Raw genomic sequence first — 21,735 nt, 5'->3', positions numbered from 1 at the left:
TGTTATTTTTCCCCATGCGGGGGCGGCAGGTGCCAAACGTCGGCGCAGGTTGTCACACGCCTTTCAAACGGCAGCGTTGGCCGCTGCGGTTTGCAAGACGACGAACATGCGTCGCGCTGAGGTTGCGCATCATAACATAGGCTTAGCGCGGTCCGGGCCGGCAGCACGGGAAAAGTTCTGTAAAAAAATCACATCGCGCGGCGATTATCTGCCGCCGCGAATCAACCCGCCCATGCCGCGTCGCTCCATAAACGCCGCCACCAAATGGCGCACTTCCGTGGTCATTTGGGTGTTCAACACCCGGTGCGCCAACACTTCGGCGTCGGCAAGATCGATATGCCGCAGCAGGTATTTGATGCGCGCCACGCTGCGTCCGTTCATGCTCAGATTGCGATAGCCCATGCCCACCAGCAACAGCGCGCCCATCGGATCGCCGGCCAGTTCACCGCACAGGCTAAGCTGCAGCCCGGCCGCTTTCCCCTGTTCGGCGATCAGCTTCAGCACCTGCAGCATCGCGGGATGCAGGCTGTCGTACAGTGAGGCTACCCGCGTGTTGTTGCGATCCACCGCCAGCAGGTACTGGGTCAAATCGTTGGTGCCTACCGAGATGAAGTCGACGCGCCCGGCCAAATGCGGGATCAGGAAAATCATCGACGGCACTTCCAGCATCACGCCGATTTTCGGTTTCGGGATCGCGTAGCCAAGCACCTCTTCCACCTCGCGCCCGGCTCGGTCAATCAGGCGCTTGGCCTCATCGACCTCTTCCAGGCTGGTGACCATCGGCAGCAAAATGCCCAGATTGCCGGTGCCGGCATTGGCGCGCAGCATGGCGCGCACCTGTATCAAAAAAATCTCCGGCTGGTCCAGAGTGATGCGAATGCCGCGCCAGCCCAGGCAGGGGTTTTCTTCACTGATCGGCATGTAGGGCAGTTGCTTGTCGGCGCCGATGTCCAGCGTGCGCAGCGTGACCGGTTTGTTGGGGTAAAGCTGCAGCATGCCTTGATACTGCGCGACCTGTTCTTCTTCGGAAGGGAAACCGCTTTGCAACATGAACGGAATTTCAGTGCGGTACAACCCCACGCCGTCCACCCGGCCGCCCAACAGCTGTTCATGTTCCGGGCTGAGGCCGGCGTTCAACATCACCTGAACGCGTTCGCCGCTTTTCAACTGCGCCGGCTGTTCGACGTCGTCTTCCGCCAGCTTGCTCAGTTCCTGTTCTTCGCTGATCAGCCGTTGGTATTCCTGCACCAGCACCGGCTCAGGATCGACCAGCAGTTCGCCGCGATACCCATCAACGATCAGCAGCCGCTGGCTGAGCAGAGAAGGCTGGATGTCGGCGCCCATCACCGTCGGCACCCCCATCGCCCGCACCAAAATCGCCGCATGCGAATTGGCGGCGCCGTCGCGCACGACCACGCCAACCAGGCGATCCTGCGGCACTTCGGCCAGCAATGTCGCGGTCAGTTCATCCGCCACCAGCACAAAACGCGCCGGCCACTGGGTGGCCCCCTGAGTGGTGTCGTCGAGGTGGAACAGCAGGCGCTGGCCCAGCGCGCGCAGGTCGCTGCCGCGCTCGCGCATATAGGTGTCCTGCAGTTTGGCGAACTGTTCGGCAAAGGCTTCTATCACCTGCTTCACCGCCCATTCCGCCACCGAGCCGTTGTCGATTTCGGCGAACAGTTCGCGCTTGAGGCGAGCGTCGTTTAACAGGTGAGAATAAAGATCGAAGATCGCCGCGCTCTCTTTTTGCGAGCTGGCGGCAAAACGCTTGCTGAAACGGCGAAACTCCGCGCCGGCCTCTTCCAGCGCCAGCGTCAGGCGCTCGCGCTCGCTGGCGGTGTCCAGCGTCGACGCGCGGTAAACCTGATCGAGCGAAGGCTGGCTGCTGTCCTGCCACCCTTCCGCCACCGCCACGCCGGGCGAGGCCGCCAGCGCGCGCACGCGCGTTTGGCGATACTGACCGAAAATGGCGTTGAGCTGCGACTGTGACAGGATCCCGGCCATCTGCGTGGCCAGGGTGACCATGAAAGACTCTTCGCTTTCATCGAACTGGCGCAGCTCACGCTGCTGCACCACCAGCACCCCCAGCAGTTGGCGCCGATGAATGATCGGCACCCCGAGGAAGGATCGGAAACGATCCTCTTTCACCTGCGGAACGTATTTAAAACTGGGGTGGCTTTGGGCATCGGCCAGGTTGATAGGCTCGGCCCGGCGGCCGACCAACCCGACGACGCCCTCGTCAAACGCCAATGCGATAGTGCGCCCACGCGGCTTTTTCAGCCCGCGCGTGGCCATCAGGTAGTAACAGCGGCGATCGTTGTCCGCCAGGTAGATGGAACACACTTCGGTGTCCATCGCCAGACAGGTTTCATTGACCAGCAGATCCAGCGCATCCGTCAGACTGGCCGCCGCGGCCACCTTCTCTACAATTTCTCGCAAGCGCGTGAGCATAGTCGGCTTAACTTAACCTCTCTTTCGGCGATAAGCGGGGGCCTGCCGCGGCGCCGCCTGCTCTTGCATCGGCATCACGGTCACGGCGAATTCTTTCATCACCCGGCGGTAGACGTCGCGTTTGAACGACACCACCTGGCGCACCGGATACCAGAAGCTCACCCAGCGCCAACCGTCGAACTCCGGCGTGCTGCTGCGCTGCATATTGATATCAGCGTCATTGCACAGTAGCTGCAACAAAAACCATTTTTGCTTTTGGCCGATACAAACCGGCTTTGTGTCCCAACGCACCAAACGTTTCGGCAATTTATAGCGCAACCAGTTGCGGGTCGAAGCCAGGATGCGCACATCCTTTTTACTCAGCCCCACTTCTTCGAACAGCTCACGGTACATCGCCTGCTCCGCAGTTTCGCCAGGGTTAATCCCACCTTGGGGAAACTGCCAGGAGTGCTGACCGTAACGGCGGGCCCATAGGACCTGCCCCTGACGATTACAGATTACGATACCAACATTCGGGCGGTAGCCATCATCATCGATCACCGGACTACCTCGATAAGCTTAAATTCGCATAGATGTCCTGATTGTTTCACACAAGCTACAGGCGGTAAACCACTGCTTTACGGCGCTGCGGGCCGGATAACATTGGGATAACTCACAGATATAGGCAAAGTTATAAACATACCCCAGCCTTTCAGACCGGTTTTATTCACTTTTTCTGTGGATAGGTGTGTGCAGAACTCGAGGGATAAGCCGGTAAAACTCTCGCCCCCTAAAATCCCCTCTCATACCTAAAAACAAATATTAATATTAAAAACATATAGTTAACCAATATCCCACAGTGATTTACAGGGCAAAAATGTGATCTATGCACGGTAAGGATCTTACCCTGGCGAAAGATCCACCAACGCCGTTTTTATCCACAGATTATCCGGGCAAGTTACGCACAAAACGGACAAATTCGTAAAAATCCGCCTGAGTCAAGGCTGTAAATTGAACCAGTGATCGGTAAAAATTTGGGTTATCCCATAAATCTGTGGATAAATAGGTGTAAGATCCTGTTTATTGTCGGTGGCTTCAGGTGAACAAGCCCCGCAAGTGCATTGTCGCCCGCGCAAGGAAAGAAAAAAAGTCATGTAAAATCATGCTACTATTATTCTTTTCCCCAGGCGACTGGGGTTAGCGTTTCCCGTGTATCTATGCAGTACGTTTTTCAACCAAATTCGACAGGCTTGATTTATGGCGTTTTTATCCCCTCTGCCGCCCCCGCCGGAAAATGAACGGCAGCTGTTCGAGCGCGCTCAGGCGCTGGCCGGCTTCAGTTTTGGCGAACTGGCCGCCCGCGCGCAGTTGCCGATCCCCAAGGATCTGAAACGCGATAAAGGCTGGGTGGGCATGCTGCTGGAGCTGTACCTCGGCGCCATGGCCGGCAGTAAACCGGAACAGGATTTTCCTGAGCTGGGCATTGAGCTGAAAACCATTCCTGTCGACGCCGCCGGCAAACCGCTGGAGACCACTTTCGTCTGCGTCGCCCCGCTCACCGGCAACAGCGGCGTCACCTGGGCCAGCAGCCACGTTCGCCACAAGCTGGCGCGCGTGTTGTGGATACCGGTAGAGGGCGAACGGCAAATCCCTCTGGCGCAGCGCCGCGTCGGTTCGCCGCTGCTGTGGAGCCCGAGCCTTGCTGAAGAAGAGATGCTGCGCCGCGATTGGGAAGAGCTGATGGATCTGATTGTGCTCGGCCACGTAGAACGCATCACCGCACGCCACGGCGAAGTGCTGCAACTGCGCCCCAAAGCGGCCAACAACAAGGCGCTCACCGAAGCCATCGGCGAACAGGGGCAACCTATCATGACGCTGCCGCGCGGTTTCTATCTGAAAAAGGGTTTTACCGGCGCGCTGCTGGCAAGACATTTCTCAATCTAAGCGATTTCGTTTAACTCTGGTTTAGCTAGCCCTGTCAGCGCCACGATAAACGCGTATAATTCTCGCTTTGCATTTATTAAGTACTAAGGTGTGTCGGGCAATGTTCGAATGGATTATGGATCCCAATGCCTGGTTAGCGTTAGGTACGCTAACCATTCTTGAGATCGTACTGGGTATTGATAACATCATTTTTCTGTCGCTGGTGGTGGCGAAGCTGCCCAAAGCGCAACAGAACAAAGCTCGCCGAATGGGCTTGGCCGCTGCCATGCTGATGCGCCTGGCGCTGCTGGCCTCCATCGCCTGGGTGATCCGCTTGACGCACCCGCTGTTCACCGTGCTGGATCACGCCATTTCCGCCCGCGATCTGATCCTGCTGCTGGGGGGACTGTTCCTGATCTGGAAAGCCAGCAAAGAGATCCACGAAACCATCGAAGGGTCGGAAGAAGAGCACCACACCAAGGTGCACAGCTTCTTCGGCGCGATCGTACAGATCATGCTGTTGGATATCATCTTCAGTCTGGATTCGGTGATTACCGCCGTGGGCCTTTCCGATCACCTGTTCATCATGATGGCGGCGGTGGTGATTGCCGTCGGCGTGATGATGTTCGCCGCCCGGCCGATCGGCGAATTCGTCAATCGCCATCCGTCGGTGAAAATGCTGGCGCTGGCGTTCCTGATCCTGGTGGGCTTCACGCTGATGCTGGAAAGCTTCCAGGTGCACGTGCCGAAAGGCTACATCTACTTCGCCATGTTCTTCTCCATGTCGGTAGAAGCGCTCAATCTGATGCGCAGCAAGAAAAACCGTTCGCCGGAATAACCCTGCGCGGAGGCCGCCATCGGCGGCTTCCGCCGTTTCGTTGCCCTTCATTTCAGTTTTTCTTATCAGATAAAGACTTATCTGAGACGCCCTCTGCCAAGAGTTTGCTAATCTTGAAAGAACATTGTTTTCTGCATAATCGAGGATCCGCAGGATGAAAAAGTGGGTAATGGCAGTGTCTGCGCTGGTTATGGCCGCCGGTTTGGCGGGATGTTCCAGCGACTACGTCATGGCGACCAAAGACGGCAACATGATCCTGACGCAAGGCAAACCGGAGATCGACACCGATACCGGGCTCATCAGTTATAAAGATGAGAAAGGCAATCACCGCCAGATCAACGGCGATCAGGTTTCCCAGGTTATCGAACGCTAATCACCGCACGCCCGGCTATCGCCCGTTCGAGCGCGGTAGCCCTCATTCGTGTCCGCACGGAATCCGCTTCCCCCATCTTCACCGCTTGGTTATAGTCAGGAAAGGCGACATCGCCGCCCGACGGACTTTGCGCCGTCTTCTGAATTGGGCTCCTGTTTCACCGGGCCGCACGGCCCGTCAGCGCTAACAAGAAAGGAAGGCCGTTAATGCAATACCACCGTATTCCCCACAGTTCTTTAGAAGTGAGCGTGCTGGGACTGGGCACCATGACCTTTGGCGAACAGAACAGCGAAGCCGACGCCCATGCGCAACTGGACTATGCATTGGCCGCAGGCGTGAACCTGATAGATACCGCCGAACTGTACCCGGTGCCACCCCGCCCGGAAACCCAGGGCCTGACCGAAAGCTATATCGGCAGTTGGATCAAAGCGCGCGGCAATCGCGAAAAAATCGTCCTGGCCAGCAAAGTCTCGGGCCCGGTGCGCGGCACTGACAGCAGCATCCGCCCGCAGCAGGCGCTCGATCGCAAAAACATCCGCGCCGCTCTGGACGCCAGCCTCAAGCGGCTGAACACCGATTATCTCGATCTTTACCAATTGCACTGGCCGCAGCGCGCCACCAACTGCTTTGGCAAACTCAACTATCAATATACCGATGACAAAGCCACGGTCACGCTGCTGGAAACCCTGGAGGCGCTGACCGAGCAGGTGCGCGCCGGTAAAATTCGCTATATCGGGGTCTCCAACGAAACGCCCTGGGGCGTGATGCGCTATCTGCAACTGGCGGAGAAACACGAGCTGCCGCGCATCGTGTCGATTCAAAACCCGTACAGCCTGCTGAACCGCAGCTTTGAGATTGGCCTGGCCGAAATCAGCCAGCACGAAGGGGTAGAACTGCTGGCCTATTCCAGCCTGGCGTTCGGCACGCTGAGCGGTAAATACCTCAACGGCGCTAAACCGGCTGGTGCGCGCAATACGCTGTTCACCCGCTTCAACCGTTATTCAGGGCAGCAAACCCAACGGGCGATCGCCGAATACGTGGCGCTGGCCAAAAAACACGGGCTGGATCCTTCACAGATGGCGTTGGCCTTCGTGCGTCAGCAGCCGTTCGTCGCCAGCACCCTGTTGGGCGCCACCTCGGTGGAGCAGTTGAAAATCAACCTCGATAGCCTCGACGTGATTCTGGATGAGGACGTGCTGCAGGCGCTCGAAGAAATCCACACCCGGTTTACCATTCCGGCGCCTTGATAGCCTGAGGGCGCAGCCTGGCTGCGCCCCGTTTCACCGCCGCTGCGACCACCACAACGCGCTAATCGCCAGCGCAAACACCACGCCAAACCCTACGCCGACGCCCACCACCGGCACGCCCAGCTTCACGACCAAAGAATACAGGCCCAGCATCAGCAACATGGCGGCGTTTTCACCCAGGTTTTGCACTGCGATCGCATTGCCGGCGCCGACCGAATGTTTTCCCCGCTCCTGCAGCAACGCATTGAGCGGCACGACGAAGAAGCCCCCCAGCATGCCGATGAGCGCCAGCAAGACGTAGGCATTGAGCATGGTCGTTTGCAGCGCAAACACCGCGACCGCGACGCCGATCAGGATCCCGGCCGGCATACAGCGTTTCACCGTTTTAAGCGTGACGAAGCGCGCGGCGGCACCCGCGCCCACCACGATGCCGACGGCCACCATGGCGTTCAGCAGCGTTGGCGTGGCGTTATCGGCGATGCCGAGCGCCACCGGCACCCACAGCACCAGCAGAAAACGCAGCGTCACGCCGGCCCCCCAAAACAGGCTGGTGCCAATCAATGAGAAACGCGTCTGTCCATCGCGCCACAGCGTAACGCAGGCAGCAAAGAAGCTGTGCGTCATGGCCTGAGGACGCCACGAAGCGCCAGGACGCGCCGCCGCCAAACGCGGAATATACAGGTTGGCGACCACCGCTCCCGCGTAAACCAACGCGCAGGCCGCCAGCGCCGCCGCCACGTGCCAGTCCGCCAGAATACCGCCGGCCACCGAACCGGTCAGAATGGCCGCAATGGTCGAAGCCTCGATCAGGCCGTTAGCCTTGACCAGTTTCTCACCGCTGGTGATCTCGCCCAGAATGCCGTATTTGGCCGGTGAATACGCGGCGGCTCCCACGCCGACCAGGCTGTAACCCAGAAACGGATTACCCCCAAAACAGATCACCAATGCCCCCGCCAATTTCAGGGCGTTGGCGAACATCATCACCCGCCCTTTGGCAAAGCTGTCGGCGATCTGGCCGACGAACGGAGCCAGAATGATATAGGTGGCGACAAAGGCCATCTGCAGGATCGGCTGGCTCCAGTCCGGATACAGCTGCTGCTTGATCAACGCCAGCGTGGCGAACAGCAACGCATTGTCGCCGAACGCCGAAAGGAACTGCGCGCTGATCACCGCGATCATGCCGCGTGACAACAAAGGGGATTCGGTCGAAGGATTCATCAGACACTCTCCGGCTGTTCGGCCATATGACGCAGGGTGACGAAATCAGGTTTGCCGCTGCCGAGCACCGGCAGCGTTTTCAACAGGCGAACATCGCGCGGTACCGCCAGCTCCGGGCTGCCCAGTTCGCGCGCCACCCGCAGCAATGCCTCGCGGGTAATGGCGGGATCGGTGGTGAACAGCACCAACGCCTCGCCTTTGCTGCTGTCGCTTTTGACCGTGGCGGCATGCAGTTTATCCGGCGACAGCCGTTGCGCCAGCAGTTCGACGCTCTCCAGCGACACCATCTCGCCCGCGAGCTTGGCGAAGCGCTTCACGCGCCCGCGAATGGTGCAGTAACCCTGCTCATCCAGGCTGACGATATCGCCGGTGTCATACCAGCCCGGCTGCAGCACGCCGTTCGCATCTTCCGCCGCCGGCGGCTCCAGTTCGCCGGGGCGTTCAACCCGCAGATAGCCTTTCATGATATTCGGCCCCTTCAGCTGCAGACGGCCGCCGTTATCAATACCCGGCACCGCGATCAGACGCGCCTCCATCTGCGGCATGATGCGGCCGACGGTGCCCACCTTGGTCGCCAGCGGCACGTTGATCGAGACCACCGGCGCGCACTCGGTCACGCCATAGCCTTCCAAAATGCGGATGCCGTATTTGTCCTGGTAGATCTGTTTGGTGCTGTCCGCCAGTTTCTCCGCGCCGGCCACGACATAGCGCAGGCGGGCAAAATCATACGGATGCGCGAAGCGCGCATAGTTGTTAAGGAAGGTCGCCGTGCCGAACAACACCGTGCAGTTACGGTCATACACCAGCTCCGGCACCACGCGATAGTGCAGCGGGCTGGGGTAGAGGAAAATGCGGCTGCCGGTGATCAGCGGCGTAAGCAGCCCCACCGTCAGTCCGAACGAGTGGAACAGCGGCAGCGACGACATGAAGCGGTCGCGCGGCGTGAAATCGGCGATGGTGCGGATTTGTTCTACGTTGGCCAGCAGGCTGGCGTGCGAATGCACCACGCCCTTGGGATGGCCTTCGGATCCGGACGTGAACAGGATCAGCGCCGGGTCCTCCGGACGTTGCGGCAACGCCGCGCGCTGCGGCTGAAGCAAGTAACGCAGGATCCACAGCTTATCCGCCAGCGTGACCGTCTCTTTCAGATCTTCCAGATACACCCAGTTAGCCTGCGGCACCTGTTCCGGCAGGTGGGTCAGCTTGCCTTTCTCCAGAAACTGGCGCGAGGTGATGATGGTCTTGATGCCGGCGGCCGTCATCGCGCTGTTCAGGCCGTTGGCACCTGCGGTGTAGTTGAGCATCGCCGGGATGCGATTGCGCAGCGAAGCGCCGAAGATCGCCGCCGCGGTAATGGTGGCGTTGGGCAACAGCAGCCCAACGTGCTCCCCCTCGGCGGTAAAGCGCTGCAAAATGCGGCTGACGCCCAGCGATTTCTTGACTAGCGTCTGGTAACTGTCTTCTTTGAAAGCGATGTCTTCGATGCAAGGCTTGCGGCGCCCATAGCGGTGCTGCGCCGCCAGCAAAGCATGGAACAGCGTTTGCGGCTCGCGCGTCTCCATCCGCGCCCGCATCATGATCTGCATCAGCCGATCGCCCGCCAGCGCCCGGCGTTCACGCGCGCGCGGCGCTTCCGGCATCGGCAGCGTGGTCGGCGGCAAGATGCGGATGCTGATTTGCGGGAACCAGCGGATCTTGAACACCCCGGCCATGCGGCCAAACGGGCTGAACTCCGGGCCATCGATCCGCACCGGCACCACGGTCGCGCCCGATTTGGCGGCGATAAACGCCGCTCCGTCGTAAATTTTCATCAGCGCGCCGGTCACGGTGATGCGCCCTTCAGGGAACACCACGATCGGCCGTCCCTGCTCGACCATGCGCACCAGTTGCTTGATGGCCATCGGCTTGGTGGGATCGAGCGAGACAAAATCGATGTAAGGCCGCAGCCAGCGCATAAACCAGCTCTCGCCGATGCTGGCATAGACCGCAAACACCGGTTTTATCGGCAGGAACAGCGCCAGCAGTACGCCGTCGAGGAAAGAGACGTGGTTCGGCGTAATCAGTAATTTTTGCCGTTCGAAGTGCTGGACGTCCCCTTCGACCCGTACCCGAAACAACAGGCGAAACAGCGCGCGCAGCAGTGAAAAGATCATGCCCTTCTCCCTTGGCCATGGAGGCGTAAATCGTTGTAGGGAAAAGAATACTATATGGCAGGCAAAAAAAAACCTACGCATCCGCGTAGGTTGGTGCAATTGAAAATGGCTTCAGCATGCAAGGCACGCTGATTTCTCACCAATCAATACCTCTGGGATCACCTACTCTAGAGAGATGGCGTGCAGGAAACTACCGGCGAATCGCAAGAGTTCTGCTCCAAATGCAACCAGCTGTAAATTTCCCACGATCTGCTGTAATAACTCAATGAAACTTAAACCTTACCGCAGCGACGAAAATAAATATAACAACGACGAGCCAGTGACCCAGACGTGACATCTTCGCTCATCGTGCGCTGACCTCGACCAGACAGCTCATGGCGTTCGGCCCCTGCGTCAGCGGCGAGGTGCCGATATCCAGCGTCAGCACGTTCGGGTTGCCCGCCTGCTCGACCGGCCGGCGCTGCGCGTCGAAACCCGGCTCGAACCAGGCACCGGTCGCCATCAGCACCACGCCGCGCGTCACGCCATCGGTGAACGATACCCCCGCCAGACAGCTGCCGCGCGCGTTGCTGACCAGCACTTCGGCGCCGTCCGCCACGCCGCGCGGCGCCGCATCGTCCGGATGCATGTACAAGGTTTCTCGCCCGGCGGTCTTGTTGCCCTGCGCCAGCGGCGCCGGATCCATCTGGCTATGCAGGCGATCGCTCGGCTGAATGGAGATCAGGTGCAGCGGCCAGTTTTTGGCCTGCGGCGCGCCCAGCCACTCCACCGGCGGCCGCCACTGCGGATGCGGAGCGAAATCTTCGTAGCGATAGCCGGCGATCCGCTCGCTGAACAGCTCTATCTTGCCGCTGGGCGTTTGCAGCGGGTTAGCCTGCGGATCGGCGCGGAACGCGTCAAAAAATACGAACTCTTTAGCCGGCGCGGGCAGCTCGACATAGCCCCGTTGCCAGAAGGCCTCAAACTCGGGCCAGGCGACGCCGGCGCGCTGCTGCGCTGCGCCGCATTGCCGGTAGATAGCTTCGATCCAGGCCCGCTCGTCGCGATTCTCGGTAAAGCGCTCACGATAGCCGAGACGCTCCGCCAGATCGGCGAAGATATCGAAATCGTTGCGCGCCTGATGCTGCGGCGCAATGGCCTGATGCATCGCCAACACGTAGCGATCGCGTGACGAGCCGCCGATATCGTTACGCTCCAGCGAACTGGTGACCGGCAGCACGATGTCCGCCATTTTGGCCGCCGCCGTCCACCAGATATCTTGGACGATCACCGTGTCCGGCTTCTGCCAGCCCTCCACCAGCCGGTTCAATTGCTGATGATGATGGAACGGGTTGCCGCCGGCCCAGTGCACCAAATGGATATCCGGATAATGCCGCGTCTCACCGCAAAATTGATAGGCCTCACCGGGGTGCAACAGCATGTCGCAGATGCGCGCCACCGGGATCGCCAGCCCGGCCGGATTTTCGCCTACCGGCATGGTCGGCGCAGGCGTATCCACGCGCGGATTGCCGACGCCGTTCATCGAGCCGTGGCCGAACGAGAAACCGCCGCCCGGCAGCCCCACCTGGCCCAGCATCGCCGACAGCGCGATCATCATCCAATACGGTTGCTCCCCCCGATGCGCGCGTTGCACGGAGTAGGAACAGGTGATGAAACTGCGCACGCCGATCAGTTGCCGCGCCAGCAGCGCAATGCGCGCCGCCGGAATGCCGGTAATGGCGCTGGCCCAAACGGGGGTTTTCGCCACGCCGTCACCGGCGCCGTTCAGGTAATCCGCCAGCTGTTGATAGCCCACGCAGTGGCTGTGCAGGAAGGCTTCATCCTGCGCGCCCAGCCGCTGGATTTCGTAAGCCAGCGCCAGCATCAGCGCCACGTCGGTATTCGGCCGGATCGGGATCCATTCCGCGTTGACGAACTCGGGACAATCATCGCGCATCGGGCTGATGTTGACAACCGGCGTGCCCTTGCGCGCCAGCTTTTGCAGCCAGGGCTTGAGCGCATGTTCCGCCGCGCCGCCGGAAGAGACCTGAGCGTTTTTCAGCGCCAACCCGCCAAACGCCACAAACAGCTCGCAATGCTCCACCACGCTCGGCCAACTGGTGACGCGCCCGGTCAAGGGCGAGAAAGTGCCGATCACATACGGCAGAAAGAACTGCGCCGCGCCCCAGCTGTAGTTGCCCTGCTGATCGACGCCGCCGCCGCCGCTGAAGTAGAACCGCCGCACCAGCGAGCGGGCATGGTGCAGCCGCCCGGCCGACGACCAGCCATAAGAGCCGGTAAACAACCCGGAGGCGCCGTAACGCTCGCGCACCCGGCGATTCTCTTCCGCCACCAAATCGAGCGCCAATTCCCAGTCCACCTCGACGAAATCTTCCCTGCCGCGCAGCGTCCGGTCGCTGCCCTCGCGCTTTTGCAGCCACGAGCGGCGCACCGCCGGCTTGCGGATGCGTTTGTCGGAGTAGACCATCGGGACGATGGAATCGAGCAGCGGCGAAGGGTCGGGATCGTCGACGAAGGGTTCACAATGGATAAGCCGGCCGTCTTCAACCACGGCGGTATAAGCGCCCCAATGGGCGAGCTGCGGATAGCGTTTAATGGACATGGCGTTCTCGGCGCAAATCGGAATGCACAGACGTTACCTCAGCCCGCCGCCAGTGCCAACGTACAAATTGCGCTATCGTTCGGTAGCAGTCGGTTATGCGTACAGACTCGAAGAGATTCTGCAACCGCCACCACAAGTTGCGCACGAGACCGCTTGCAGCCCCGGTTTTTTTCCGCAAAACTGGGGGATGTAAGCGATTACCCAGGATGTGTTGACTGATATGGCTACGATAAAGGATGTTGCCAGGCTGGCGGGTGTTTCCGTGGCCACGGTATCCCGCGTGATAAACAATTCCCCCAAGGCCAGCGAAGGGTCGCGCACTGCGGTGCAGGCCGCCATGGAACAGCTGCAGTATCACCCTAACGCCAACGCACGAGCGCTGGCGCAGCAATCCACCGAGACGCTGGGGCTGATCGTCTCCGACGTTTCCGATCCCTTCTTCGGCGCGATGGTCAAGGCGGTCGAGCAGGTGGCCTACGCCACCCACAATTTTCTGCTGATTGGCAACGGTTACCACGACGCCGAAAAAGAGCGTCAGGCGATTGAACAGCTGGTGCGGCACCGCTGCGAAGCGCTGGTGGTGCACGCCAAAAGGCTGAGCGATCAGGAACTTTGCGGCTGGATGCAACAGATCCCGGGCATGGTGCTCATCAATCGCACGCTGCCGGGGTTTGAAACGCGCTGCGTGGCGCTCGACGATCGCTACGGCGCCTGGCTGGCGACCCGTCATCTGATCCAGCAAGGGCACCAGCGCATCGCTATCATCTGCTCCACCCACCAGATTTCCGACGCCACCGATCGTCTGCAAGGCTATCTCGACGCGCTGCAGGAACACGGCATTGCGGTGGATGAAAAGCTGATCGCCTACGGCGAACCGGACGAGATCGGCGGCGAACAGGCGATGACCGAATTGCTCGGCCGCGGCCGTTCGTTCTCCGCCATTACCTGCTACAACGATCCGATGGCCGCCGGCGCGCTGTCGGTGCTGAGCGATAACAGCGTCGACGTACCGGGAGAAATTTCGCTGATCGGTTTCGACGACGTGTTGATTTCGCGCTACCTGCGCCCACGCCTGACCACCATTCGCTACCCTATCGTGGCGATGGCGACCCAGGCGGCGGAGCTGGCGCTGGCGCTGGCCAACCGGCAACCGTTGCCGGAAATCACCAACATGTTCAGCCCAACGCTGGTGCGCCGCCACTCGGTCGCCACCCTCAACAACGCGCACGAACAGCCGTAATCATGCCGCCGCATGACGCTGTGAAGCGGGCGCCAGGCGCCCGCCCGTTTATCAGATAAGTTCCAGCGCGATCAGTTCTTCGATGGTTTGGCGGCGGCGGATCAAACGCGGCTCGCCGTTTTCGAACAGCACTTCAGGCAACAGCGGACGGCTGTTGTAGTTGGAGGACATCGATGCGCCGTAGGCGCCGGTATCGTGAAACACCAGATAATCGCCGATCTGCACCGGCGGCAGCTCACAGGTTTCCACGCCGCCGCCCGCCTGCTGGGTGAAGACGTCGCCGGATTCGCACAGCGGCCCGGCGATCACCGTGTCGCGCAGCGGTTGCCCCGAGGTAGCGCGCCCATCGGCCGGCAACAGTGAAATATGGTGATAGCTGCCGTACATCGCCGGGCGCATCAGATCGTTAAAACCGGCATCCACCAGCACAAAGTGGCGGCTCCCCATGTCTTTTACCGCCCGCACCTCGGCCACCAATACGCCCGCCTCCGCCATCAGGAAACGTCCGGGTTCAATCTCCAACTGCACCGGGTGCCCCAGATGCGCGGCGATGCGCTCACGCGCCCGGTTCCACAAACCGAAATAGTGTTCGGTATCGATCGCCTCTTCGCCGTACTGATACGGGATAGACAGGCCGCCGCCGGCGGAAATGGCGCTGATGTCATGACCGAGATCGATCACCTGCTGCACCATCGCATCGCAGACGCGCTCCAGATGCTGGTAATCGACGCCGGAGCCGATATGCATATGCACGCCGATCAGCTTCAGGCCGTAGCGGCGGATCTTCTCCACCGCCTGCGGCAGGTCGGCATACCAGATGCCGTGCTTGCTATTCTCGCCGCCGGTGTTGGTTTTCTGGCTGTGGCCATGGCCAAACCCCGGATTAATGCGCAGCCACACCGGATGCCCCGCGGAAGCCTGGCCGAGCTGATCCAGCATATCGATGGAACCGGCGTTGACCGGGATCTTCAATGCGCTGACGCGCGCCAGCGTCGCGTGATCCAATACGTCCGCGGTAAACACGATATCGCTCGGCTCGCCGCCCGGCTGAAAACCGGCCTGCAGCGCCCGCTCGATTTCGCCGAGCGACACCGAATCCACCTTCACGCCCTGCTCGCGCATCAGGCGCAAAATATGAATGTTCGAACAGGCTTTCTGCGCGAAACGGATAGTGTCGAAGTGGCGCAGCTGAGCGATGCGCTGGCTGATGATGTCGGCATCATAAGCCCAGACCGGGCAACCGAAGCGCTGCGGCAAGGCCAGCAGGTTAGCGGCGTTCAACGCGGTGGAGGTGTCGTGCAACGGGCGTGGCATGGCGATATTCCCAATTCGAAAGTGACGGCAGATAAGGCCATAGTGCCGCACTCTGAATTGGGTGGAAAATATCTATTTAGCCGTAGTCTATTCATTTATGATATAGCTTTCTTTACAGTCGAGCAGCCTCGTCATGCACAGCATCTCTTTGCGGCAGATAGAAATCTTTCGGGCGGTGATGACCACCGGCAACCTGACCGAGGCGGCAGCCCTGCTGCAAACCTCGCAACCCACCGTCAGCCGTGAGCTGGCGCGCTTTGAGAAGCTGATTCGGCTGCAGCTGTTCGATCGGGTTCGCGGGCGCTTGTCCCCCACGGTGCAGGGCCTACGGCTGTTCGAGGAGGTGCAACGCTCCTATTATGGCCTCGATCGCATCGTCAACGCCGCCGCCGGCATTCGCCAGTTTCAGCAGGCGCAGCTGTCGATCGTGTGCCTGCCGGTATTTTCCCAATCGCTGCTGCCGGCGGTGTGCCGGCCCTTTATCGAACGTTACCCGGAAGTCAGCTTCAGCGTGATCCCGCAAGAATCGCCGCTGCTGGAAGAGTGGCTGTCGGCCCAGCGCCACGATCTGGGGCTGACGGAAACCACCCTGACGCCGGCGGGCACCGAGCAGGTAACGCTGATGACGTTGAATGAGGTCTGCGTGCTGCCGGCGGGCCATCCTTTGCTGGCGAAAGGCCAACTGACGCCGCAGGATTTCGCCGGGCAAAACTTTATCAGCCTGTCGAGCACCGACAGCTATCGCCACTTGCTCGATGCGCTGTTCGCCGAGCAGGGCGTCGAGCGCCGCATGGTGATGGAAACGCACAGCGCGGCGTCGGTGTGCGCCATGGTGAGAGCCGGCGTGGGGGTCTCGATCGTCAACCCGCTGACGGCGCTCGACTATGCCGGCAGCGGCGTGCACGTGCGGCCATTCAGCATCGACGTGCCGTTCACCGTCAGCCTGATACGGCCGCTGCACCGCCCTTCATCGGCGCTGGTGACGGCCTTTATCGACCATCTGCATCAACAGGCGGCACTGTTCTCCGCCCGCCTGGCCGCCGCCGTCAAACGGTGAAAACGGCGTGGGAATGTTGCCACGGCCTTAGCGCAGCGTCGCCTGCCACTGCGGATCGCTGGCGAACCATTCCACCAGAAAGTCCAGCATGGTGCGCAAGGTGGCGGGCATTTGTCGGCGTGAGGTGTAGATGCCGTAGATACCCATCGATTGCGGCCGGTAACCCGGCAGCAGCTCCACCAGTTCGCCGCTGGCCAACAGCGGCGCCACCGAATAGTAGGGCTGCAGGGAAATGCCCGCGCCCTGCACCGTACCGGCCATCAGCACCACCGATTCGTTGGCGCTCAGGTTGCCGCTGACCGCCACTGCCGATTTCACCCCCTGAGCGTCGAAATGCCACAGGCTTTTGCCGAAATAGGAATAAGTCAGGCAGTTGTGCAACGCCAGATCCTGCGGCTGGCGCGGCGTGCCGTGCGCCGCCAGATAAGCGGGCGCGGCGCACACCACCGACGCGCAGGTGGACAGCGGCCGGGCGATCAGGTTGGGATCCAGCTCATTGGTGATGCGCAGCGCCAGATCGATGCGCTCTTCCACCAGGTTCACCGCCCGGTTGTTCATCTGCAGATCGACCGCCACCTGCGGATGACGCCTCAGATACTGGGCGACGGCCCCCACCAGCGCCGTTTGCCCGAGCGATTGCGAACAGGTGATGCGCAGCAGGCCGCGCAGTTCGTCGCTCTGCCCTTCCTCCACCAGATCGATTTCCCCCGCCAGCGCCAACATTTGTCGGCAGCGCTCCAAAGTACGCTCACCGGCGTCGGTCAGACTAAGCTTACGGGTAGTGCGGTGCAGTAAACGCGCCCCGGCCCATTGCTCCATCTGGGCCAGGTAGCGAGTGACCATCGCGCGCGACATCTCCAGCGTTTCCGCAGCGGCGATCATGCTGCCGCGATCGACGATGGTGACAAAAACCTCAGCGGCGGTAATGCGATCCATGATTAGTCCGATTTATGCAACGAATAATTGCTTATTATCCGGTTTTTCTATCGCTTTATGCAACCTAACATCATTACAACATTAACCGATACCTAAGGACCTCTGCCCATGTTTAAGAAATCACTGTTAACTCTGGCCTTCACCGGCGTCGCCACCCTGAGCACCTACGCCACCGCTGCCGATACTCTGACCATGGAAGTGTATAACCCGGGCGAGAAAAGCGTGTTCCCGGTGTCTTCCGAAATCATCAGCGGCAAACACGAAGTGGCGCTGATCGACGCACAGTTCCAGCGCAACGATGCCGAAGAGCTGGTGAAAAAAATCAAGGCGACCGGCAAGAAACTGACCACCGTCTACATCAGCCACTCAGATCCGGATTTCTATTTCGGTCTGGACGTGATTAAGGCCGCTTTCCCGGAGGCGAAAATCATCGCTTCGCCTGGCACCATCAAGGACATTAACGCCACCAAAGACGGCAAAATCGCCTACTGGGGCCCAATCCTGAAAGACAACGCGCCGAAAACCGTGATCGTGCCGCAGCCGCTGCAGGGCGACAGCTTCACCATCGACGGTCAAAAAGTGGAAGTGAAAGGCCTGAACGGCCCGACTCCCGATCGCACCTTCGTCTGGATCCCGGCGCTGAAAGCGGTAGTGGGCGGCGTGGCGGTCGCCGGTGACAATATCCATCCGTGGATCGCCGATAACCAGAGCGTAGAATCGCGCCAGCACTGGCAGCAGACGCTGAAAAACATCGAAGCGCTGAAGCCGCAGGTCGTCGTGCCGGGCCACTTCCTGCCGGGTGCCGCACAGACGCTGGCATCGGTGCACTTTACCCAAAAATACCTGACCACGCTGGAAGCCGAACTGCCGAAAGCCAAGGATTCCGCCGCGCTGATTGAAGCGATGAAAAAGCACTACCCGACGCTGAAAGACGAATCGAGCCTGGAACTGAGCGCGAAAGTGCTGAAAGGCGAGATGAAGTGGCCGCAATAAGCGCCCATGCGTGATTGAACCAGCCCTGGCGCCGCGGCGGCTTGCCGCGCGCCAAGCGAGGAGTAAAAATGACCGAAACCACTCTGCATTACATTTTCGATCCGCTGTGCGGTTGGTGCTACGGCGCCGCGCCGCTGGTGAAAGCGGCTCAGAGCCTCCCCGGGCTGAAGGTCGTGCCGCACGCCGGCGGCATGATGACCGGCAACAACCGCCGCCAAATCACCGACGAATGGCGCAACTACGTCATTCCGCACGACAAGCGCATCGCCGAGATGACGGGCCAGCCTTTCGGCGAAGCCTATTTCAACGGCCTGCTGCGCGACACCACGGCGGTGATGGATTCCGAGCCGCCGATCACGGCTATCCTGGCGGCGGAAAAACTGGCGGGACGCGGGCTGGACATGCTGCACCGCATTCAGCAGGCGCACTATCAGGAAGGGCGACGCATCGCCGACACGCCGGTGCTGGAAGCGTTGGCGAAAGAGCTGGGGTTGCCTTCGGCGGCGTTTATCGCCGAAATGCGCTTCAACAGCGGCGCGCCGACCGCGCAACACATCGCGGAAAGCCGGGCGCTGCTGGCCAAAGTGCAGGGCCAGGGCTTCCCGACCTTTGCGCTGCAGGATAGCGAGGGCCAGCTGCATCTGCTGCCGGCCGGCAATTATCTGGGCAATGTGGAAGCCTGGAAGAATCTGTTGGGCGCCGCCGCGCTGGCGTAACCCTTCTCGCCCCGGGCACCGGGGCGGGTCATTCGACCCGCACGAACCGACCTTCCGCCCGCACATTGTGGCCGAACCCGCAATCCCCCCGCGTATGCATCTCCAGCGCTTGCTCGCCAAACGCCATCGTCACGTCGCAGACCTGCGCGCTTTCCGAGTCATGTTGATGGTAGACGGCCTTGCCGTGCTCAATGGGCAGCTCGGCGGTGAAGTCGCCCATGTTCGGGCCGTAATACAGCCCCATCTGCGGCATGGCGTAGCCGGAAAAATCGATCAACCAGCGCTCGCCCTGCGGCTTCACCACCACTTCGCTCCACACGCCGCGCCCGGCGTATTGCCAGTACACGCCGCCCGGCCCCTGCGGCTGCGGCCGCTGCGCCAGGCGTTGGCGCAACAGACTCATGTTGTGCTGCGATTTGTCATCGTGCGGCGCCAGCGCCAGATATGCCTGCGCCTTGAGCAATTCACCGGCGTGCATCAGCGACAGCGCCACGTTGTTGTAAGCCGTGGCGACAGCCTGCTCGCTCAGACCGCAAAACTCGCTCCAGGCCGCCTGATCGCGAAAAATGTCGGCGGCTTTGGCGTAATCCTGGCGCTGATAGGCCTTTTTTCCCAGTTCGGCGTAGCTCGCCACCTTTTGGCAGTCGGCGGCGATGTCCGGCTCGTCAATGTGCGCCCAGGCCCGGGCGCTGGCGAAGACGCCGCAGGTCAGCAACAGGGGAAACCAAGCCTTCATCGTTTATCCTTTCTGCAAAAATTCGGCGCCAGTATAACCGCCCGGCGCCGGAGTGTATGCCGCAATTGCGCTCACCTGCGCGCCGCCGGCGATTCAGCCGCCTTATTTCAAACGGTTAGCGGAGTCAAAACTGCTTACAGTCGCGGTTTGTTTGTTACCGGCCCGCAGCCCATGCTGAACAAAATACCGCAATTATCGAGCCGTTATGAACGCAACCCCCTTGCAGAAACACGCCATTTGGCAGTTGATCAAACCCTTTTGGGTGTCGGAGGAACGATGGCGCGCCTGGATGATGCTGATCGCCATCGTCGTCCTGTCGCTCGGCCTGGTCTATATCAGCGTGCAGATCAACCAGTGGAACCAGGTGTTCTACGACGCGCTGCAGAACAAAAACTACCCGGTATTCAAGGCGCAGCTGTGGCGCTTTACCTACCTGGCGCTGATCTTCATCGTGCTGGCGGTCTATAAGATCTACCTGACTCAGGGGCTGCAGATGCGCTGGCGGCGCTGGATGACGGAAAAGTTCATGGAAAAATGGCTGGCGCACCAGGCGTATTACCACACCGAGCAGCAGCAGATCGTCGATAACCCCGATCAGCGTATCGCCGAAGATCTCAACGTGCTGACCCAATATACCCTGTCGCTGTCGCTCGGGCTGCTCTCCAGCCTGGTGACGCTGTTTTCCTTTATCGACATCTTGTGGCACGTCAGCGGGCCGATGACCTTCGCGCTCGGCCAGCACGCCATCACGCTGCCCGGTTATATGGTGTGGTTTGCGCTGCTGTATGCGGTGCTGGGATCGCTGCTGATCTGGTGGGTCGGCAAACCGCTGGTCATGCTGGGCTTCAACCAGGAACGGTATGAGGCGAACTTCCGTTTCGGCCTGATCCGCATCCGCGAAAACAACGACGCCATTGCGCTGTACCACGGCGAACCGCGCGAAGCGCAGCAGCTGGGCGATCGTTTCGACACCATTCGCAGCAACTGGTGGGCAATTATGCGCATCACCCGGCGGCTGAACATCGCCACCAACTTCTACGGCCAGTTCGCCATCGTGTTTCCCCTGCTGGTGGCGGCGCCGCGCTACTTCTCCGGCGCCATCCAGATGGGCGGCCTGATGCAGATCGCCTCGGCCTTCGGCCAAGTGCAGGGCGCGCTGTCGTGGTTTATCGACGCGTTTAACGATTTGGCGACCTGGAAAGCCTGCGTTAACCGTCTGGCCGGCTTCAACGCCGCCGTCGATCAGGTTCACCATCAGCCGCGCGGTATTCAACTGCGGGAGGAGACCGCCCATCCGTTAACGCTGGACAACCTCAGCCTGCACTTGCCCGACGGCCAGCCGCTGCTGACCGGCGCCGAGATGACGCTGCAACGCGGCGATCGCCTGCTGATCGTCGGGCCTTCCGGCTGCGGCAAGTCGACGCTGCTGCGCGCCATCGCCGGTATCTGGCCTTACGGCGCGGGCGCCATCAGGGTAGCGGGCAACGCCAACATGCTGTTCCTGCCGCAGCGCAGCTACATTCCGATCGGCACGCTGCGCGAAGCGCTGAGCTACCCGAGCCTGGCGTCAGAATACAGCGACGAACAGCTGATGCGGGTGCTGGAAAACTGCCGTCTGAAACACCTGCAGCGCTGGCTGGATACCTCCGCCAACTGGAGCCATCGCCTGTCGCCGGGTGAGCAACAGCGGCTGGCGTTCGCCCGCGCCCTGTTGATTCGCCCGAGCATCCTGTTCCTCGATGAGGCCACCAGCGCGCTGGACGACGAAACCGAGCAACTGATGTACTGCCTGCTGGTGGATGAACTGCCGGACATGACGCTGATCAGCGTAGCGCACCGCAACAGCGTGGCGAAGTACCATCAGACCTGCTGGCGCTTCAGCCGCGGCGAAGACCAACCGGCGCGCCTGGCGCTGAGCCCGTTGCCGGCATAACTCACGAAGCCGGGCGCGGGCGCGCC

The 21,735-nt window shown here is 60.7% G+C and carries 17 protein-coding genes; 9 read left to right on the top strand and 8 right to left on the bottom strand.

Annotated elements, in window-relative coordinates; translation table 11 throughout:
- Positions 1-204: 204 nt before the first annotated feature.
- Both ptsP and rppH read right to left on the bottom strand, forming a co-directional pair.
- Complete coding sequence (gene ptsP / locus ACJ8PE_RS17090) at positions 205-2,451, bottom strand: phosphoenolpyruvate--protein phosphotransferase (RefSeq protein WP_033644849.1); 2,247 nt, start codon at positions 2,449-2,451, stop codon at positions 205-207.
- Positions 2,452-2,463: 12 nt separating this feature from the next.
- On the bottom strand, positions 2,464-2,991 hold the full coding sequence (rppH, locus tag ACJ8PE_RS17085) for an RNA pyrophosphohydrolase (RefSeq protein ID WP_004931849.1): 528 nt from the start codon (positions 2,989-2,991) through the stop codon (positions 2,464-2,466).
- 696 nt (positions 2,992-3,687) lie between these two features.
- Between rppH and mutH the strand changes: the two genes are divergently transcribed.
- The 4 genes from mutH to ACJ8PE_RS17065 all read left to right on the top strand — a co-directional run bounded on the left by mutH (position 3,688) and on the right by ACJ8PE_RS17065 (position 6,811).
- Positions 3,688-4,374 (top strand): DNA mismatch repair endonuclease MutH, encoded by a 687-nt coding sequence (gene mutH / locus ACJ8PE_RS17080; protein ID WP_004931848.1) that lies wholly within the window; start codon positions 3,688-3,690, stop codon positions 4,372-4,374.
- Positions 4,375-4,474: 100 nt separating this feature from the next.
- Complete coding sequence (locus tag ACJ8PE_RS17075; protein WP_004931845.1) at positions 4,475-5,191, top strand: TerC family protein; 717 nt, start codon at positions 4,475-4,477, stop codon at positions 5,189-5,191.
- 154 nt (positions 5,192-5,345) lie between these two features.
- A complete protein-coding gene (locus ACJ8PE_RS17070) occupies positions 5,346-5,564 on the top strand; it encodes a YgdI/YgdR family lipoprotein (RefSeq protein ID WP_016929923.1) in 219 nt (72 codons plus the stop codon).
- Between the two features lie 206 nt (positions 5,565-5,770).
- Positions 5,771-6,811, top strand: a complete 1,041-nt coding sequence (locus tag ACJ8PE_RS17065) for an NADP(H)-dependent aldo-keto reductase (protein WP_033644844.1) — start codon at positions 5,771-5,773, stop codon at positions 6,809-6,811.
- A gap of 33 nt (positions 6,812-6,844) precedes the next feature.
- Here ACJ8PE_RS17065 and lplT read toward each other — a convergent pair whose 3' ends face one another.
- The 3 genes from lplT to ACJ8PE_RS17050 form a co-directional block, all read right to left on the bottom strand.
- Complete coding sequence (gene lplT / locus ACJ8PE_RS17060; RefSeq protein ID WP_033644843.1) at positions 6,845-8,029, bottom strand: lysophospholipid transporter LplT; 1,185 nt, start codon at positions 8,027-8,029, stop codon at positions 6,845-6,847.
- Positions 8,029-10,182 (bottom strand): bifunctional acyl-ACP--phospholipid O-acyltransferase/long-chain-fatty-acid--ACP ligase, encoded by a 2,154-nt coding sequence (aas, locus tag ACJ8PE_RS17055; protein WP_197793066.1) that lies wholly within the window; start codon positions 10,180-10,182, stop codon positions 8,029-8,031. Before aas ends, lplT begins: the two co-directional genes overlap by 1 nt.
- A 343-nt stretch (positions 10,183-10,525) precedes the next feature.
- Positions 10,526-12,784 (bottom strand): molybdopterin guanine dinucleotide-containing S/N-oxide reductase, encoded by a 2,259-nt coding sequence (locus ACJ8PE_RS17050; protein WP_404769126.1) that lies wholly within the window; start codon positions 12,782-12,784, stop codon positions 10,526-10,528.
- 220 nt (positions 12,785-13,004) lie between these two features.
- Between ACJ8PE_RS17050 and galR the strand changes: the two genes are divergently transcribed.
- The gene (gene galR / locus ACJ8PE_RS17045; protein ID WP_033652132.1) at positions 13,005-14,024 is read left to right on the top strand and encodes an HTH-type transcriptional regulator GalR; all 1,020 of its coding nucleotides are present in this window, start codon (positions 13,005-13,007) and stop codon (positions 14,022-14,024) included.
- A gap of 51 nt (positions 14,025-14,075) precedes the next feature.
- Here the strand turns inward: galR and lysA are convergent, their stop codons facing one another.
- On the bottom strand, positions 14,076-15,338 hold the full coding sequence (lysA, locus tag ACJ8PE_RS17040) for a diaminopimelate decarboxylase (protein ID WP_197793068.1): 1,263 nt from the start codon (positions 15,336-15,338) through the stop codon (positions 14,076-14,078).
- A gap of 133 nt (positions 15,339-15,471) precedes the next feature.
- Between lysA and ACJ8PE_RS17035 the strand changes: the two genes are divergently transcribed.
- A complete protein-coding gene (locus tag ACJ8PE_RS17035) occupies positions 15,472-16,395 on the top strand; it encodes a LysR family transcriptional regulator (RefSeq protein WP_197760445.1) in 924 nt (307 codons plus the stop codon).
- Between the two features lie 27 nt (positions 16,396-16,422).
- On the opposite strand, the gene ACJ8PE_RS17030 is transcribed toward ACJ8PE_RS17035, so the two are convergent.
- Positions 16,423-17,331, bottom strand: coding sequence for a LysR family transcriptional regulator (locus tag ACJ8PE_RS17030; RefSeq protein ID WP_197793069.1), 909 nt, complete (start codon positions 17,329-17,331; stop codon positions 16,423-16,425).
- Between the two features lie 108 nt (positions 17,332-17,439).
- On the opposite strand from ACJ8PE_RS17030, the gene ACJ8PE_RS17025 reads away from it, so the two are divergent.
- Both ACJ8PE_RS17025 and ACJ8PE_RS17020 read left to right on the top strand, forming a co-directional pair.
- Entirely contained in the window at positions 17,440-18,324 is an 885-nt protein-coding gene (locus ACJ8PE_RS17025) for an MBL fold metallo-hydrolase (protein ID WP_046687735.1), read from the top strand.
- A gap of 68 nt (positions 18,325-18,392) precedes the next feature.
- Positions 18,393-19,040 (top strand): DsbA family protein, encoded by a 648-nt coding sequence (locus ACJ8PE_RS17020; RefSeq protein WP_033644834.1) that lies wholly within the window; start codon positions 18,393-18,395, stop codon positions 19,038-19,040.
- 28 nt (positions 19,041-19,068) lie between these two features.
- Here ACJ8PE_RS17020 and ACJ8PE_RS17015 read toward each other — a convergent pair whose 3' ends face one another.
- Positions 19,069-19,776 (bottom strand): hypothetical protein, encoded by a 708-nt coding sequence (locus ACJ8PE_RS17015; RefSeq protein ID WP_033644832.1) that lies wholly within the window; start codon positions 19,774-19,776, stop codon positions 19,069-19,071.
- A gap of 205 nt (positions 19,777-19,981) precedes the next feature.
- On the opposite strand from ACJ8PE_RS17015, the gene ACJ8PE_RS17010 reads away from it, so the two are divergent.
- Positions 19,982-21,709, top strand: a complete 1,728-nt coding sequence (locus ACJ8PE_RS17010) for an ABC transporter ATP-binding protein/permease (RefSeq protein ID WP_197793070.1) — start codon at positions 19,982-19,984, stop codon at positions 21,707-21,709.
- The last annotated feature ends 26 nt before the right edge of the window (positions 21,710-21,735 follow it).

The sequence above is a fragment of the Serratia sp. CY74737 genome (assembly GCF_052166775.1).
GTDB lineage: Bacteria > Pseudomonadota > Gammaproteobacteria > Enterobacterales > Enterobacteriaceae > Serratia > Serratia ureilytica.
The sequence above is the reverse complement of the archived record's forward strand: the minus strand, read 5'-3'. Positions and strand labels throughout refer to the sequence as shown.